The following is a 17,600-nucleotide window of genomic DNA, read 5'->3' as shown; positions in this document are numbered from 1 at the left end:
TTCATCCAACGAATGACGTTTAAAATGAGTCGCCTAATCAAGCTGTACTTTTCCCTTAGTTTAGGGATTTTTCTGCTGTTATACATTACGCGAACGTCAGCTCAGCAAAGTCCTCAGTTTAGCATTTTTTCGGCTAATTCGAATATTGTAAATCCGGCCTTTTCTGGTTGGAAATCAAATAATTATGTAGCACTTCAGGTGAGGGATCAATGGTCTGGTTATACTACTTCGAATGATGGCTCAGGAAGATTAGGGACTACTTGGATAGCTGGCTCATTTAGCATAACCCCTCAAGCAGGTATAGGCATTCAGTTTTATTCAGATAAAACGCCGTCTGGAGTTTCGCAGCAATCGTTTCAGCTTCAAGGAGCTTATCATCTAAGTAAAGGAAATGGTTTGTGGTCTTTTGGTTTATCCGCAGGATTGCAAACAAAATCGTTCGACGGTCGCGTTTTTCGTGTAAGAGATCCGAATGATCCGCTAGCTAATTTACTCTCGGGATCTCCCGTTAGTCAAACCTTACCAGATTTTGGTTTAGGGGCGGTGTATTCAACAGATAATTGGCAAGTAGGAATCACGGCAGATCACCTTAGCTCCCCTAACTTTGAATTTAATGGAGGAACAGCCTCCATGCCATTAGAGCGAGTTTTTGCTTTACATGGAAGCGGAGAAATACCTTTGAGTGATTACTTTGATGTCTTGCCTTATGCGCTTGTTCGGTATTATTCAGGGCAATTGGTTCCAGAAGGAGGAGTAAGAGTATATTATAATAAACTAATTTATGCAGGTGGAGCTTACCGAAATGGGGATGCAGCTATAGGTTTATTGGGGGTTTCCATTCTTCAAAATAAGTTAGATATCGGTTATTCAATGGATATCACGACTTCTAATGCATTGAATAAGAAGCCATTGTCTCATGAGATATTCTTAAGGTTCCGAATTCCGGAAAGAAGTATAAAGCAAAAGGCGGCTCCCATTCGAACACCTAGGTTTAGAATTTTATAATTGGTAGGTACAAAATTATGTTAAAACATTATTCGATTGTTAGAATATTCCTTTAAATTTGAGGAATTTGTTGATTCTGTGAGGAGTTTATTTTTGATTAGAGGCAATATTATTTACTGCCTAAACGTTTGAAAAACAGAAATTTAAAAAGGTATATGAATTTTCATAATCTGAATAAGAAGTTAGTTTGGTTGTTTTCATTTGTTGTTTTAACGATAGCCGTCACAAGTTGTGGCTCTAAAAGCAATACAGGAGGTAAAACACTTAGCTCAGCTAAATCAACCAAGTCGACTAAATCTAAAGGACTGAAGGGTTTATTCTTTAAACCAGCGTCAGCGGATCCAGGTGTATTTAATGGTGAGATCGTGGCAGTGAACCGGAAAGGTTGGTCGCAGCCTACACCATTCGGTATGGTTTTAGTCCCATCTGGTAGCTACCTCATGGGGCAAGGAGATGAAGATCCATCTCGTTCTGCTATTAACTTTCCCCGTAGAGTAACTGTTTCTGCCTTCTTTATGGATGATACAGAAATAACAAATTACGAATACCGTCAGTTTGTGGAAACCATTTTACGTGATTCGTTATCTGTTTTAGGGGAGACAAAAATCATGTCTGATTATTATCCAGATACAACACGTTGGTCAGAAGATCTTAAAATGCCTGGCTATCAAACGCGCGACTTTACCTATGGAGATCCGATGACGGAAAATTATTATTCTAGTCCAGCATTTGATATGTATCCGGTAGTCGGCATAAATTGGTCAGCGGCAAAGTATTTCTGCGATTGGCGTTCTAAATTAATGAACAGCTACCGCAAGTCTCAAGGCTTAGCGTCATTGCCACGTTTTACTTTACCTACGGAATCTGAATGGGAATGGGCTGCTCGAGGTGGTCGTGCTTCAGCGAAATACCCTTGGGGAAATCCTTATTTATCTAATGCTAAAGGTTGTTTATTAGCGAACTTCAAGCCTCATCGGGGTAATTATGATGCTGACGGATACGAATATACGGCTCCAGCGAATGCCTACAGCGCGAATGATTATGGTCTGTATAATATGGCTGGAAATGTGGCCGAGTGGTGTGAAGATGCTTTTGAAGAAAATGCCTCAGCAGTTACTTGGGATCTGAACTCAATCAACAGAGATGCTACTAATCCACGTAAGGTGGTTCGTGGGGGATCTTGGAAAGATATTGGATACTATTTAGAGACGGGTACACGTACCTTTGAATATGAGAAAAATAAAAGATCCTATGTTGGATTTAGATGTGTGATGCGCTATTTAGGCCGTCCTGCATCGAGGTAAATAAATAAATCTATTATTAAGAATTAACAAAATGGAAAAGTCGATTAATGTAGTTGCTAGTTTTGGTGCAGCCGTCGTAATTGTAGGAGCACTTTTTAAAATTTTACACTGGACTGGTGCAAATGAAATGTTGATGGTGGGTATGTTTACAGAAGCCGCGATTTTTATTTTATTTGGTGTACTTTATTTAAAGTCAGTGCCGGATAAGCAATATGATTGGGAAAAGGTATACCCTGAATTAGCAGGTGAAGCTCCTCGTGCAGCAGCAGCTCGTCACACAGGTGATGTTCCAGGTTTAGATGCAGACGCAGTGGCTCATTTGACTAAGAGTTTAAAATCATTAACGGAAACCGCTAATAGTTTATCTGAGATTTCTAAAGCAACTGGAGCGACTCAGGATTTTGTAAAATCGTTGAATTCATCAGCAGAATCACTAGGTGGCCTAAATAAATCTGTTTCAGAGGCGTCTCAATCATTAGCTACTATTACTGCATCTTCATCTGAAGCAGCTAAGTATACTGAAAACTATGCTAAGGCAGGCGCTTCTTTAGAGAAATTGAATTCTGTTTATGAAGCTGAAATTCAAGAGGCCAGCAAGCACATGAAAGCAATCAATGGCTTCTACAGTAATGTTAATAAAAGTGTAGAACATATAGCAGGTACTCAAAAGGATGCGGAATTATTCAAAGCAGAATTAGCGAAGTTGAATGCTAATATTCAGTCCTTGAACCAAGTTTATGGTAGTATGTTGACAGCTATGAAAGGCTAATTATGGCAAATTTAAAAGAGACCCCCCGGCAGAAAATGATCGGGATGATGTATTTGGTGTTAACGGCCTTGCTCGCTTTGCAGGTTAGTGATGCCTTGTTACAAAAATTTGCCCTTTTAAATAGTAGTTTAGAGCAGGCAAATCAATCATCTCTGAATAAAAGTAAAGGGATGGTGCAAGGTATTGAGGAGCGGATTAAAGACCTTCCGAATCCTGCGGCCTATGCTGATGTATTGAAAAAGGCAGTGGAAGTTAGAAGAACTACGGACGCTTTAGTGGCTCATATCGAGAATATTAAGGGTAAATTATTAGAAGCGGGCGGTGGTATTGATCCAGAAACGGGAAATATCAAAAATCCGAAAGAAGAAGAAAAAATCTACGAAATAATGGTGGGTGGCGCTAAACAAGGGGAGGCCTATAAGTTGATACCACTTTTTGATAAGTATATAAAAGACATATTAGTAGCTGCAGATCCAGGCACTAAATTCTCCTCTTTAGCTCTTGCAGGTAAGGATGATCCATTAACAAGTAAAGACGCGAATCAATCGAAAAAGGATTTTGCTGAATTGAATTTTGAAACTACTCCCGTAGCTGCTGCTTTAGCGACCTTATCGCAAAAGCAATCAGAAGTTCGACGCTACGAAGCTGAAGTATTGAATCAATTAGCTGGAAAAGTAGGTGCGAAGGAGATTAAATTTGATAAAGTTTTTGCTCAAGTTTCTGCTAATGCTAATACGGTAGTAGCGGGTATGGATTATCAGGCTGAAGTATTTATCGCTGCGACTTCTAGTGGTTTTACGCCTAGAATGAGCTTAAATGGAGCTTCACTACAAGTGTTAGATGGTCGCGGACAAATTAAATTCAAAACCTCTGGTGGAGCATATGATGCGAATGGTTTATCTAAGAAAACTTACGTAGCGTCTGTTTCGTATATGAGCCCATTAGGGCCTAAGACAGAGTCAATTACGAAAGAATATTTTGTATTAAAACCTACTTATAACATTGAGACAGGAACTTTGCCAGCGCTTTATTTAGGCTGTGCGAACCGTCTTAGCGTGGCGAGTGCCGGATTAGGAGCGCTTTGGAACCCTAGCTTTACGGCAGAAGGGGGTGAAGCAATTGCGGGTTCGAATAAAGGTAAGGTGACAGTAGTGCCATCGTCTTCAACGCTTACATTAAATGTAAACAATGCGGGAACTCTTCTAGGTAAGGAGACCTTCCGGGTACGTCGTGTACCTAGACCTGAAATTAAAATTGTGGGAAGTAGCGGAGCAGAATTGAATGATAAGAGCGGGGAGAGTTCTACAGGATTGCGATTTGTGAATGCGAAGGCGATTGCAGATGAGTCATTTGCTGCTACTAATCCCGAAGATGCTAATTACCGTGTCTCTGAAATAGAAGTGGCGCTTGCTCGTGGTACGAAGCGAGTGGCATCGATAATTTTGCAAGGAGGAGGATCTATTTCCTCACTAGCTAGTCAAGCCCAACCGGGTGACCGTTACCGAATTGAAGTTAAAGGGGTACAACGTAAGAATTTCAAAGGAACTGTAGAGACGATTCCATTTTCATTTGTCAAAGTAATTCCATTGAATTAATCGTATTTATATGAATTTGAAGCATATTTTATTGGCAGGCTTTTGTTTGATTTCTGTGGGTGTTTTAGCTCAGGAATCATCGCTTAATCCTAATCCTAATTCGGCGCATCCGATTGATGAGGCAGATATTCAATACCGAGCTCAAATTTGGCGTAAAATGGATTTGAATGAGAAAATGAATCAACCATTTTTTGCAGAGAATAACCAAATTTCCAAATTCTTAATTGATGGCGTAAAGGCGGGATTATTGGTTCCTTACACTAATGATTCGTTGAATACGAAGTTAAGTTTAGAGCAGTTCTTAGATCGTTTGAAGATAAAAGGTAAATTGGAAAATGGTGGATTAACAGCTGAGGAAATTGCGGCCGGTTTTGGTGGAGATGCGAAGCCTACGACGGAAACAACTGGCGGCGGTGCTGATGATGGGTGGGGCGGTAGTAAGAAAACGGATGCTTCTAAAGCGGAGAAGCCAGTAGTAGATGATTTCGATAAAGGTCCGATTGTTGCTGGGGTTGAATATTATATTCCGAAGCAATTGTCTATTTTAGAAATAAAAGAAGATGCCATTATTGATCGCAAGCGTTCTCGTTTGTATTTTGATATTCAAGCAATTACCTTGAAGATCCCCGCATCTCAGTCAGATGCTGGTTTAGAAGATATCGTAGCGTCATTCCGCTTTAAAGACCTTTATAAATTTTTTAAGAGCAATCCGAATTGTATTTGGTTTAATTCAACTAATGAAATGCAACACCGAAATATGGCGGATGCTTTTGATTTACGCTTTTTTAGTGCACGCATTATTAAGAAGGGAAATGCAGGTAATAAAGACATTTTCGATCAATTTGGTGACGGAAAAGAAGCTTTGAAAAAATCGCAAAAACTCGAACAACAGCTCCAAGATAAAGAAGCAGAAATGTGGGAGAATTAATTTCATAATCTTATTTTAATACAATTTAAACCACCTTTGGGTGGTTTTTTTTATGTAATAGATGTAACTTGCAGTGTCATTAGAACCTTATCCAACATATGTCGTATCAACGCAAGACAAAAATTGTAGCCACAGTAGGTCCCACATCAGAATCAAGAGAAGCATTAATTCAATTAGCTAAGGCAGGTGTTAACGTTTTCCGCTTAAACTTTTCCCATGGTACACATGAGGATCATTTAGAGCGCTTACAAACGATTCGTTCAATCTCAGAAGAGATGGGTTTGAATTTAACTATTCTTCAAGATTTGCAAGGACCTAAAATTCGTACCCAATTAGTGGAGAATAATGGCGTGACAATCGAGGCTGGTAAGCAATTGATTTTTGCAATGGATGAAAATTTACTAGGTACGTCGGAAAAAGTAGGTACGACCTATACGTCCATGTATTTAGATGTGAATCCTGGTGAGCGCATTTTGATGGATGATGGTAATTTAGAGGTGAAAGTGATTTCAATAGACAAAGAGAAGAAAGAAGTATTGACTGAGGTCATTTACGGTGGTATTTTGAAGTCTAAGAAAGGAATTAATTTACCAGGAACGAAAGTTTCATTGCCTTGCCTTACTCCTAAAGACGAGGCGGATTTGTACTTTGGTTTAGACCATGGTGTGGACTGGATCGCGCTTTCTTTCGTTCGTAAAGCAAGTGATATTTGGGATATTAAAGAGAAAATTAAAGCTTACGGCAAGAATACGCGTGTCATCGCGAAAATTGAAAAGCCTGAGGCGATTGATAATTTAGATGAGATTATTGCGGCGACAGATGCCATCATGGTAGCTCGTGGTGATCTAGGGGTGGAAATGGATGGAGCGGTGGTGCCATACTTACAAAAAGTAATGGTAGAGAAGTGTACAGCTGCTGGTAAGCCAGTCATTGTGGCTACTCAAATGTTAGAATCAATGATTACGAATCCAGTTCCTACGCGTGCTGAAACTTCTGACGTAGCCAATGCCGTATTGCAAGGGGCATCAGCGACGATGTTAAGTGGAGAAACAGCCTCTGGTGCTTATCCTATAAAAGCAGTGGAGACTATGGCTCACATTCACGAAGTGGTAGAGCAACAACAAAATGAGATTGAAATTATACAAGGAAATGAGGCAGCGATTTACTTTAAGAATCACTCATTAGGTACCTCAATGTCTGAAAATGTACCTATGCAGAATCGCTTAATTGCAGGAGCTTGCCGTTTAGCACGTGATTCAAAAGCAAAGGCGATTTTATGTATTACAAACTCTGGTTATACTGCCTTCCGTTTATCAGCACACCGTCCTAAGGCTGATTTATTCGTCTTTACTTCGAATAAAGAATTGATGTCGACGATGGGTTTATTATGGGGAGCACGTGTATTCTTCTACGATCCGGGAATGGGTAATGCAGAGAAAACCGTAGCAGCGATGGTGGATAAATTAAAGCAAGATAATTTATTGGCTAAAGGCGATATCTTCGTAACGACTTTATCGATTCCTGCGAATCAAAACTTGAAATCCAATACAGTTCAATTAGGAATAGTAGACTAAATCGTAGATTTAGAGGCCTTGATTAAATTATGAAAAACAAAAATTCTTTGCTTTCATCTAGTTTAAAAGGGCTATACACTTTCTGGGCAGTATCCTGCTTTGTGATTGTATTCTTAGTTTTGTATCCTGTCATTTTTGTGTTTTTACAGAGACGATCTTGGAAAAGAGTTGCTCATCGGCTTGTTAGGCTGTGGGGTCAACTCTTTTTTCTTTTTTCGGGGATACGCGTGAAGATCACACATCATGTGAAGCTAGATCCTAATCAGACCTACGTTTTCTGTTCAAATCATTTTTCCTATATGGATATCGCGGTAGTTGTGGTAGTCATTCGGAACTATTTCTCCTTTGTAGGAAAGAATGCGATGAAGAAGATACCCTTGTTTGGCTACCTCTATGCGCGTTTGAATATCTTAGTGGATAGAAATGATAAGAATAGCCGTGCTAGTTCCTTAAGCCGATCGATACGAGCCTTACAATCAGGACGGAGTATAGTTATTTTTCCCGAGGGAGGAATTGTGTTTAAGCAATTGCCTTATATGGGTAATCCTTTGAAGGATGGGGCTTTCATCATGGCGATTCAACAACAAGTGCCTATCGTACCTATGAGTTTTCATAATAATCACTACATAATGGATGAAAAGTCGTTGCTGATGCGTCCAGGCGTATTACATGTGGAGATTCATCCTCCTTTTGAGACGAAGGGTTTAACGATGGAAGATTTGCCTGTTTTGCGGGAAAAAGTGTTTGAATCCATACAAAATCCTATCTTAGCGTATTACGGTTTAAAATAAGCGAATATGCGTCTTGTCCTCCTAGGTTTTTTGCTGACCTTACTTTCCTGTGGAACAGCCCCAGAGGAGGAAAATACCGCTATGCCAAGGCCTAAGGGCTTTCCAATGATGGAAATTCCGTCACATACCTATCAAGATTTAGAAAAAGGGCATCCCTTTACTTTTGAATTATCACGTTTTGCAGTGGTGAAAAAGGACACGTTTGCACGTGCAGAACCTCATTGGATGTATATCTATTATCCTCGCTGGGATGCCTTCATTCAGCTAACGTATAAGCCAGTTCAGGGAGATCGTAAAAGACTTGATAAGATGATTAGGGACTCCTATGTTTTGGCCTCTAAACACCAAATGAAAGCGAATCGCATAGAAGACGCCATACTAACTAGGCGAGATGGATCAAAAGCCACTATCATTGAATTAGAAGGCGATGTGGCCACCCCATTTCAGTTTTTTACAACCGATAGTACGACCCATTTCTTGCGGGGTGCCGTTTATTTAAACACAGCGATGAAGAATGATTCTTTAGCGCCTGTGATTCGCTATTTAAAGCAGGATGCCATTCACTTGATTCAAACCTTGCAATGGAAATAGGGGAGGAGAAAACGGTTTTTGTGGATGCCTTGCTTCCGCTTCCCATCCCTCGGTATTTTACGTATCGAGTGCCTCGGGAATGGGCTGAATTTGTGCAAGCGGGATTGCGGGTGGTGGTACCTTTTGGAACTAAAAAAGTGCTTACGGGTGTCATCGTTACGGTGCACCACCAGCCCCCTAAGCAATATCAAGCGAAATACCTTTTAGAGATTTTGGATGATTCGCCTTTAGTGACGGCGTCCCAAATCGCCCTTTTTCAATGGGCGGCAGATTATTATATGTGCTATCCGGGCGAGGTTTTTCAGGTGGCTTTGCCTGCAGGTTTGAAGATTTCCAGTCAGTCTAAAGTACAAGTTAATCCAGAATTTACGAGTCCTGAGACGCTGACGGAAAGGGAATTAGCGATTTACGTAGAGATTCGGGATAAAGGAGCGGTAAGCTATGATGAGTTAGCGAAATTTGCCGAAGTCAAAAGTCCGTATCATTTAATTAAGGCTTTAGTAGGCAAGGATGCGGTCATTATTTTTGATGAATTAAAGGATCGCTACACGCCTAAGGTGCAGCGCAAGGTTCGTTTAGCGGCCTCCTTTGAAGATAAATCAACTTTAACGGATCTCATTCAATCCTTGGAGGAGAAGCCGAAGCAGATGGCCATTTTATTGCATTATCTGCAATTTATTCCTGTTTTACGAAGTCCGGAAGCGAATCAGAAAGGCTTAGCTAAAAATAGTTTCAGCCAGGCGGGTCTGTCTGAAAGCTCTTTGCAAACTTTGGTGAAGAATCAGGTTTTTGAGATTTTCGATATCGTCGTTTCGCGTTTTGATGAAGCGGATGAAAATTTTGTACCCTCTAGTTTTACGCTAAATGCCCCGCAGGAAAAGGCTTATCAATCGATACTGAATCAATTTCAAGAGAAAGATGTTGTCTTATTGCATGGAATCACGGGTTCAGGAAAGACGGAGATTTATATCAAGCTGATACAAGAAGCTCTAGCAAATGGCGATCAAGTATTGTATTTATTGCCAGAGATTGCGTTGACGACGCAGATTGTGGTGCGTTTGAAGCGAATTTTTGGGGAGCAGGTGGGGATCTACCATTCTAAATTTTCGGATAACGAACGGGTAGAAGTGTGGAAGTCGATTGTGGAGGGGAAATATCCTTTTGTGGTGGGCGTGCGCTCGTCGGTATTTTTGCCTTTTAAGAATTTGGGACTGATTATTATCGATGAGGAACACGAAACCTCTTTTAAGCAAGTTGATCCTGCGCCTCGGTATCACGCACGTGATGTGGCGATTATGTTAGCGCACCAGCAAAAGGCGAAGGTTTTATTAGGTTCAGCGACGCCTTCGATGGAAACGTATTATCAGGCCAAACAAGACAAATATGGCCTTGTGGTCTTGAAAGAGCGTTTTGGTGCAGCGCAATTACCTGCGATGCATTTTATTGATACGAAATATGCGAATCGGATGAAGCTGATGAAGGGCGGATTTTCGGTTGATTTAATTGAGGTATTAGCGGAAAATTTGAAGCAAGGCAAGCAAAGTTTGTTGTTTCAAAATCGACGCGGCTATTCTCCCTACCTTCAATGCCAAGACTGTGACTGGATCGCGACTTGTCATCAATGTGATGTCTCGTTGACTTATCATGCCCGGGAACAGGAATTACGCTGCCATTATTGCGGACACCACGAGTCATTGATTCACCGTTGTGGAGCCTGCGGCTCCGCGCAAATAAAGACCATGGGTTATGGCACAGAAAAGCTAGAAGAAGAACTACAATTACATCTTCCTGATGCGCGCGTTGCGCGTATGGACTTAGATACGACCCGCTCTAAGACGGCATTTACCAGTTTAATTACGGAGATTCAAAAAGGCCAGGTGGATATTTTAGTCGGAACTCAAATGGTGGCAAAAGGCCTTGATTTTGAGGGTTTATCCCTTGTTGCGATTTTTGACGCAGACAAAATTATTAATTTCCCTGATTTTCGGGCGCATGAACGAGGATTTCAATTAATTACTCAGGTAGCTGGTCGCGCGGGCAGACGTGATGTCCAGGGGCAAGTATATATTCAAACCAACCAGCCGAATCACCGCTTATTCGGCTACATTCAAGACGGGAATTACGAGCAGTTATATGCGGATGAAATGATCGAGCGGGAGGGATATCATTATCCACCTTTTACCCGATTGATCAAGATCGTGATGCGCCATTTTGAGGCTCGCAATGTAGAGACGGCTGCGAAAGATTTGGGAATTTTATTGAAGGCCAAATTTGGTAATGGACGTGTCCTAGGACCAGAAAAACCCTTGATCGAACGTATTCGTAATCAATACGCCATGGAAATCCTCATCAAATTAGAGAAAGGTGTGGCTTTAGCCACCTTTAAAAAGCAGCTTAGGGAAGAATTAGATACCCTCAGCATAAAGCCAGCTTTCAAAGGCGTTCAAATTATTGTAGACGTTGACTGCAATTAGCGTACGTGAACTACGTCTTCGTAAGGCACTCTGAATCGAGGTCCCCAAACCCCTTCTTCTGTCCCTTTTCCCACGGAGACAATCATATTGATTTCAGCACCAGCTGGTAAATTCAAGTGTTTTTTCACCCGCACCGCATCAAAACCTTCCATTGGACATGATTGAAACCCTTCTGCTGAAATCGAAAGCATAAAAGTTTGAGCAGCTAAGGCGCATGATTTATGTACCATCACGCGTTGATCAGCTTTTCCACCAAAACGCATCATTGGTTTACGCAATCCCATCCAAAAACAAATATTCCATCGGATGAAAGTAGAAATTCCGAAGATGTCGTTTCGGTATAATAGCGGGATTAGCTTGCCGTAGTATTGAAGACCTCTTTTCTGCATTTTAGTCGGTTCCCCTTCGATGGAATCCTTTACCTGTTTTAAATTCCAGGCTGCTCTTTTCTTCCAAAGGTCTTGGCGCGTGACAAAAACGACGATGTGTCCGGTGTCTTTTGCTGCCGACTGACCTAGGCAAAGTGGTAGAAATGCTTTCTTCTCTGTTTCGCTTTTGATCCAATAAAACTCCCATAATTGCATATTGCTGCTGTTAGGGGATAAAATGGATCTTTGTAGGCTGCGTTCGATGATGGCATCATCGACTTTTACCGCTGGGTCATATCGTCTATTAGAACGTCTCTTTTGAATTATTTCTTCAAATTGTGTTGAAAGCATCTCGTTTTTTGTTTCAAATATAGTAGAAAATACCCGCTTTTGCCCTCGATTTGATTACCTTTGTGGTTCGAATGGATTTTTCAAAAAGCAACCCACAATTTTATGCTTAATCTAGTTTTATTTGGGCCTCCAGGGGCAGGCAAAGGTACTCAGTCCGCAAAGTTAATTGCGAAATATGGATTAATTCACTTGTCGACAGGCGATTTATTACGGGCAGAAATTTCTGCAGGTACTACTTTAGGCTTAGAGGCAAAGAAATTAATGGATCAAGGAATTTTAGTTCCTGATGCAGTTGTGATTGGTATGATTGAAAATAAATTGAACGAGAATAAGGAGGCAGCGGGCTTTATTTTTGATGGATTTCCCAGAACAGAAGCACAGGCGCAGGCTTTGGACGACTTATTATCAGGACATCAATTAGCGATCAATCACATGATTGCATTAGAGGTGAGCGAAGAAGAATTAACCCAGCGATTATTAGAGCGTGGTAAAACTTCAGGCCGTCCTGATGATCAAAACGAAGAATTAATACGCAAACGCGTACAAGAATACGGCGAAAAAACAGCGCCAGTGGCGGGTTATTATGCCGCACAACATAAATTCTCAGGAATTAATGGTATCGGTGAAATTGAGGAAATTTTCTCTCAAATTCTCTCGATTATCGAAGAATAAATGAAGCAATAATGACAACGAATTTCATTGACTACGTTAAAATCAATCTGCGTTCCGGCCGAGGAGGAAGCGGTTCATCCCACTTTCGGAGGGAAAAACACGTGCCTAAAGGTGGTCCAGATGGTGGCGATGGAGGTCGAGGTGGTCACGTCTATTTAGTGGGTTCTACACAGCTTTGGACCTTAATTCACTTGAAATACCGGAAGCACGTTATCGCTGATAGTGGAAATGGTGGTGAGGGTGGACGTCGTTCTGGTGCAGAAGGGGAAGATGTTTACATTCAAGTGCCTTTAGGTACGATTGTGAAAGATGCGGAGACGGAAGATTTTCTGGCAGAAGTAACAGAAGAAGGCCAAAAGATTTTATTGCTACCCGGCGGTCGTGGTGGTTTAGGAAATCATAATTTCAAGTCTTCGACGAATCAATCCCCTCGCCATGCGCAGCCGGGTGAAGAGGGTCAAGATGTCTGGGTAGTGATGGAATTGAAAATATTAGCTGATGTAGGTTTAGTGGGTTTCCCGAATGCAGGAAAGTCGACTCTTTTATCGGTACTTTCTGCGGCTACACCTGAAATTGCTGATTATCCATTTACTACCTTAGTGCCTCAATTAGGGGTGGTCGAATACCGGGATGATAAGTCCTTTGTAGTAGCCGACATTCCTGGTATTATCGAAGGAGCATCTGAAGGTAAAGGTTTGGGATTGAGATTTTTACGTCATATTGAACGGAATTCGATTCTTTGTTTTTTGATTCCTTCGGAAGCAGAAAATTGGGGGGAGGAATACCGTATTTTGACCGGAGAATTAGAAAAATATAACCCGGAATTATTAGGTAAGCGCCGCGTTATCGTCGTGTCTAAAATGGACTTGTCGATTCCAGAAATGGAAGCGGAAATGCGGGAAAGTTTACCACAGGACATCCCTGTTTTATTGATTTCATCCATTACTCAAGAAGGAATTCAGGAATTGAAAGATTTGCTTTGGAATACCTTATTAGATGACAATAAAGACTTCGATAAGCTAAAACAAACTCCTGTTTTGCTAGATCTTCCGGTGGTTAATCCGATGGAAGATACCATGATGGAAGATCCAGAAGCATTAGCTTAAATCTGCTACTTGCTGCGCCATGATGGCGATACCCTCTTGAAAAGTTCTAGGTGAATAACCTAGGACTTTTTTTGCTTTATCTAGAATGAAACCAGTTCTAGCGGGTCTCTTTGCTGTTTGTGTGAAGGTGGATGAATCCGCTTTTTGTAATAGCGATTTATCTAAACCGTAATAATCTGCGGTCATCACCGCCATTTCGTAAGGAGTTAAGAAATCGGATCCGGAGATGTTAAAAATGTCTTCTACTTCGTCTTTTGCTAATAACCAGCAGCCCATCGCTAAATCTTCGGCTAAAGTAGGCGTGCGGAATTGGTCCGTCACTACTTGTATCGTTTTGCCATCCTCTAAGGATTTTTTCACCCAAAGCACGATGTTAGATCGGCTCATATCGGGAACAATTCCATATACTAAAACAGTGCGCGCAATGCTCCAGCGGATGTTAGAGGCGAGCAGCAATTGTTCCGCCTTTAATTTACTTTCGCCATAATATGAAATCGGATTCGCTATTCCTTCCTCTGTATAAGGGCCATCCGCGCCATCGAAGATGAAGTCGGTCGATAAATGACATAAATAAGTTCCGTGTTTTTCGCAGGCTTCGATTAAATAAGCCACAGAGTTAACATTTAGTACATCACATCCTTCGCGATCCGTTTCACAGGTATCCACATTCGTCATAGCAGCTGTATGAATCACAACATGAGGCTTGAATTGATCGAATATGGCTAGGACTTCTTCCTGAACGGTGATATCTAAAGACGCATAGGTATATCCTTCCGTTTCAGGCAAACGATTATTCCCACGGGCGGTCGCGATTAGCTCGACACTCGATTGTTTGCTTAAAAGGTCGACTAATTTTTGACCTAATAAGCCGTTTGAACCCGTGATTAATATGCGTTTTTTCATGAACCTAATTGCTGTCTGATTTTTCGTAATAATTGATGCGCACCTAAGTGAATGAGTTCCATAGCTACCTCTTTTCCTAAGATAGCTGGATCTGATCCCTGCGCAGAATGGTAGATATTTTCTACACCATCCAGGCTGAGAACACCGGCATGCAAAGCTATTTTATCACCTTTAAGTACCGCATGGCCATATACTGGCACGCTACAACCTCCTTCTAAATGCGCTAATAAATGGCGTTCCGTAAGTAGTCTCGCCTCTGTCTCAGGGTGATTGCAAGCTTTGCGCACTAGAGATTTCACATCCTCATTTAAAGATACAGTGCATTGAATTGCCACCGAGCCTTGACCCACCGCTGGTACAAATTGATTAATATCCAGGTGCTGGGTGATATAAGATTCCATCTCCATTCGGTGAACTCCGGCATAGGCCAGTAACATGGCATCGCAATCGCCATTTTTTAATTTTTCCAAACGAGTCTGCAAGTTGCCTCGCATTTCCACAGCCGTATGCTGAGGATAAAAATGGCTTAGAAAAGCACGTCTTCGCGTAGAAGAGGTACCTATCCGCAAAGATTCGCTAGAAGCTAAGGTCTTCGAAGGATCTAAACTTAAAACGACGTCTTCCGCCGATTCTCGTTCTGTAAACGCGATTAATTCGAGTTCTTCAGGCAAATGGGAGGGAAGATCTTTCGCGGAATGTTGCGCGATGTCGATTTCTCCCGAGCGTAGCATCGTTTCTAATTCTTCGGTGAACACTCCTTTAGATCCAATTTTAGATAAGGAGCGATCGAGTATTTGATCCCCTTTCGTGGAGATCGCAACGATCTCATAAGCTAAGCCTTCTTTTGCGAGCATAGCTCCCACATAGTGAGCTTGCCACAAAGCCAAAGCCGAATTTCGAGTACCGATGCGAACCGTTTTCATATTAGGAATTTTTCGCGTGAAAAACGCGTAATAAGTAGAGTGATAGGTCTAAATGTACCATTTTAGCGCGTGCATTTCGCTCTAAATGGTAGTGCACTTCGGAGATTTTTTCGGTCATTGTCGCGATCTTTTCGGTACTTAACGTCTTCGAGAAATTATCCACGAAGGCTTTTTCTTTTTCTAAAGATTTGATCAAAGCCCCGGCATCCGAAATCTGGTATAGGCATTGCCTGAAAATATGTAGGCTATAGCTTAAGATATTTTTTTGATTCTCTTTTGCTAATCCGTCGAATTGATCAGCTAATTGGACTAATTTTGACAAATTACGGGCATAAATAGCACGCATCCATTCGGCAAACCAGGTCGTGGTGCTAAGGTTATCGGAGGAGGAATTTTCCAAAGCGTCGGAAATATTTCCCTCGCAATTCACGGCAATTTGGTGTGCTTTTTCGACATCAATATCAGTTTTTTTGACCAAGTATTCAGCCAAATCCTCCACATCAACAGCCCCCACACTAATGCGCTGGGTTCTCGAGATGATGGTTGTTAAAAGTTTATCCGGTTCCGCACAAACTAAGATAAATAAGGTCGAGCTAGGTGGTTCTTCCAAAGTCTTTAATAGGGCATTTCCAGCTGACGCATTTAAGGTTTCTGGATTCCATAAAAGGACGACCTTGAAGGGTGCTTCAAATGGTTTTAGACTTATTTTTTGGACTAATTTTCGCGTTTCCTCTACCGGAATATTTCCCTGACGATTTCCTTCTGCGCCCATGTATCCGAGCCACTCAGGCAAGGTTCTGAAATAGGATTCTTGGATAAATTTTCTCCAATCAGGTAAGAAAGCATCAGACTCAGCATCCTTAATTTTCTTAGTGATCACCGTAGGATAAACGTAGACTAAATCTGGATGAACGCCACGCTGCAATTTCTGGCAACCGGGACAAACGCCACAGGAATCAGTTTCTGTTCTATTCGTGCAAAATAAATAGGTAATAAAAGCATGCGCCATCGCGAGCTGAGCTCCCCCGGGAGGTCCTACGAATAATTGAGCATGTGCGATGTGTTGATTTTTCACCGCCATTGACAAGGTGTTCTTGATTTTATTCAGACCTGGAATGTCTTGAAATCGCATGCAAATGGCTTTTGATAGAGAAAGAGCTAATTTCGGAAAGATGTGCCCTCTTTCCAAATTTCTTCCATGCTTTGGCGCAGATTTTCGGGGATTTTTTGGTTTTTCAATTCAATCCAACTGCAGGCAGAGCTAAAGGCTTTCTCAAAGTCAAATGATCGCATGTCGGGGTATTCCCCAAAACTAAAAGAGGGGATGTAGCGAGGCGGAAAACCAATGCTCGAAACGTTGCAATGACTCCCAATTACCGTCCCCGTATTCAGATTCGTCCCCACACCGGTGGTGACAAAATCGCCAATGATTTGGCCTACAGACTTTAACCCCGTGTTCCGGGGTGCTTGCGAAACAAAATCATAGAGGGAAACCGGTTGAATATCGTTTCTCAAATTCGATCCGTTCGTCAAAGCGCCTAAATTTGAAAACGAACCCACAATTGAATTACCTATATAACCCTCATGTGCTTTATTGCTGAAAGGAAAGAATATAGAATGGTTAATTTCGCCACCCACCTTGCAACCTGGACCTATCGTCGTATAGGGGCGAATTTTAGCTCCTAAGTTCGTTGAAGAGCCTTGTAGGAACGCCGCTGGGCCTTGAATGAGGGTTCCTATAGCTAATATAACCCCTTCGCCTATATAGATGGGACCTTTGCTGGCATCCAAAATACAGCCTTGCACCTGAGCAGAGGAATGAATATAGATGTCTTCCGCGCAGATAAAGGTGTTATTTCCGGCCGTCGGCTTATTGCCCTTGATTTCTTCTCGTAAAAACTCAGCCTGGAAGGATAGTAAATCTTCGGGGTGTTGTAGGTAAGGAAGTTTGATTTCTTGAGTTTGGGAGCCTTGTCCTCTTTTGGCTAAAATCTGACCCTGATTTACGTAGGTAGTATCCTCCGGAATTTGATCTAACAGGGCGAAAGTCGAAGTTAGCGGAATGACGCCGCTGTTCACTTGAATATCCGCCTCATCAGCGCTAGAAACTCGTTGAGGCCATTTGCTTTCTAGTGTACTTATTCCTACCCACAATTCAGCCACTTTCCGGTGCTGGGTGAGTGGTTTTAGGGAGGCTTTTAGGGCCAAATCCTCGAATAAATATACCTTGAGCTGCATAGGACAAA

Annotated in this window: 16 protein-coding genes; 11 read left to right on the top strand and 5 right to left on the bottom strand. The window is 41.7% G+C overall.

The genetic code is table 11. From position 1 onward, the window contains the following. Nucleotides 1-24 precede the first annotated feature (24 nt). The 9 genes from ACST14_RS04245 (at nt 25) to priA (ending at nt 11,031) form a co-directional block, all read left to right on the top strand. Nucleotides 25-1,005 (top strand): PorP/SprF family type IX secretion system membrane protein, encoded by a 981-nt coding sequence (locus tag ACST14_RS04245; protein WP_459460890.1) that lies wholly within the window; start codon nt 25-27, stop codon nt 1,003-1,005. A 155-nt stretch (nt 1,006-1,160) separates the two neighbouring features. After that, nucleotides 1,161-2,309 (top strand): T9SS ring complex lipoprotein PorK/GldK, encoded by a 1,149-nt coding sequence (gene porK, locus ACST14_RS04240; RefSeq protein ID WP_459460888.1) that lies wholly within the window; start codon nt 1,161-1,163, stop codon nt 2,307-2,309. Between the two features lie 31 nt (nt 2,310-2,340). Then, nucleotides 2,341-3,078, top strand: a complete 738-nt coding sequence (gene porL / locus ACST14_RS04235; protein ID WP_459460886.1) for a type IX secretion system motor protein PorL/GldL — start codon at nt 2,341-2,343, stop codon at nt 3,076-3,078. Nucleotides 3,079-3,080: 2 nt separating this feature from the next. Beyond that, on the top strand, nt 3,081-4,673 hold the full coding sequence (porM, locus tag ACST14_RS04230; RefSeq protein ID WP_459460884.1) for a type IX secretion system motor protein PorM/GldM: 1,593 nt from the start codon (nt 3,081-3,083) through the stop codon (nt 4,671-4,673). Nucleotides 4,674-4,683: 10 nt separating this feature from the next. After that, nucleotides 4,684-5,601, top strand: coding sequence for a gliding motility protein GldN (locus ACST14_RS04225; protein WP_459460882.1), 918 nt, complete (start codon nt 4,684-4,686; stop codon nt 5,599-5,601). A 98-nt stretch (nt 5,602-5,699) separates the two neighbouring features. Further along, the gene (pyk, locus tag ACST14_RS04220) at nt 5,700-7,175 is read left to right on the top strand and encodes a pyruvate kinase (protein WP_459460880.1); all 1,476 of its coding nucleotides are present in this window, start codon (nt 5,700-5,702) and stop codon (nt 7,173-7,175) included. Between the two features lie 29 nt (nt 7,176-7,204). Beyond that, nucleotides 7,205-7,966 (top strand): lysophospholipid acyltransferase family protein, encoded by a 762-nt coding sequence (locus tag ACST14_RS04215; protein WP_459460878.1) that lies wholly within the window; start codon nt 7,205-7,207, stop codon nt 7,964-7,966. A 6-nt stretch (nt 7,967-7,972) separates the two neighbouring features. Then, nucleotides 7,973-8,557, top strand: a complete 585-nt coding sequence (gene gldD / locus ACST14_RS04210) for a gliding motility lipoprotein GldD (protein WP_459460876.1) — start codon at nt 7,973-7,975, stop codon at nt 8,555-8,557. Continuing rightward, nucleotides 8,548-11,031 (top strand): replication restart helicase PriA, encoded by a 2,484-nt coding sequence (priA, locus tag ACST14_RS04205; protein WP_459460873.1) that lies wholly within the window; start codon nt 8,548-8,550, stop codon nt 11,029-11,031. The genes gldD and priA overlap by 10 nt, the downstream gene beginning before the upstream one ends. Here the strand turns inward: priA and ACST14_RS04200 are convergent. Beyond that, on the bottom strand, nt 11,028-11,750 hold the full coding sequence (locus ACST14_RS04200; RefSeq protein ID WP_459460871.1) for a nitroreductase family protein: 723 nt from the start codon (nt 11,748-11,750) through the stop codon (nt 11,028-11,030). The two genes, priA and ACST14_RS04200, sit on opposite strands and share 4 nt — an antisense overlap. 102 nt (nt 11,751-11,852) lie before the next feature. On the opposite strand from ACST14_RS04200, the gene ACST14_RS04195 reads away from it, so the two are divergent. Continuing rightward, the gene (locus ACST14_RS04195; RefSeq protein WP_459460869.1) at nt 11,853-12,422 is read left to right on the top strand and encodes an adenylate kinase; all 570 of its coding nucleotides are present in this window, start codon (nt 11,853-11,855) and stop codon (nt 12,420-12,422) included. A gap of 8 nt (nt 12,423-12,430) precedes the next feature. Beyond that, nucleotides 12,431-13,528: a GTPase ObgE gene (gene obgE, locus ACST14_RS04190; RefSeq protein WP_459461258.1), complete on the top strand. Its 1,098-nt coding sequence runs from the start codon at nt 12,431-12,433 to the stop codon at nt 13,526-13,528. On the opposite strand, the gene ACST14_RS04185 is transcribed toward obgE, so the two are convergent. The 4 genes from ACST14_RS04185 to ACST14_RS04170 are packed head-to-tail and all read right to left on the bottom strand — an operon-like array spanning nt 13,520 to nt 17,592. After that, complete coding sequence (locus ACST14_RS04185; protein WP_459460867.1) at nt 13,520-14,431, bottom strand: SDR family oxidoreductase; 912 nt, start codon at nt 14,429-14,431, stop codon at nt 13,520-13,522. The genes obgE and ACST14_RS04185 overlap by 9 nt on opposite strands. After that, the gene (gene hemC, locus ACST14_RS04180; protein WP_459460865.1) at nt 14,428-15,354 is read right to left on the bottom strand and encodes a hydroxymethylbilane synthase; all 927 of its coding nucleotides are present in this window, start codon (nt 15,352-15,354) and stop codon (nt 14,428-14,430) included. The genes ACST14_RS04185 and hemC overlap by 4 nt, the downstream gene beginning before the upstream one ends. Before the next feature lies 1 nt (nt 15,355). Then, the gene (locus ACST14_RS04175; RefSeq protein ID WP_459460863.1) at nt 15,356-16,486 is read right to left on the bottom strand and encodes a DNA polymerase III subunit; all 1,131 of its coding nucleotides are present in this window, start codon (nt 16,484-16,486) and stop codon (nt 15,356-15,358) included. A gap of 26 nt (nt 16,487-16,512) precedes the next feature. Continuing rightward, complete coding sequence (locus ACST14_RS04170) at nt 16,513-17,592, bottom strand: hypothetical protein (RefSeq protein ID WP_459460861.1); 1,080 nt, start codon at nt 17,590-17,592, stop codon at nt 16,513-16,515. Nucleotides 17,593-17,600: the final 8 nt, after the last annotated feature.

It is taken from the genome of Aquirufa sp. A-Brett2-15D, from assembly GCF_054558735.1.
Note: the sequence above shows the minus strand (reverse complement) of the source record. Positions and strands in the feature narration are given on the sequence as shown.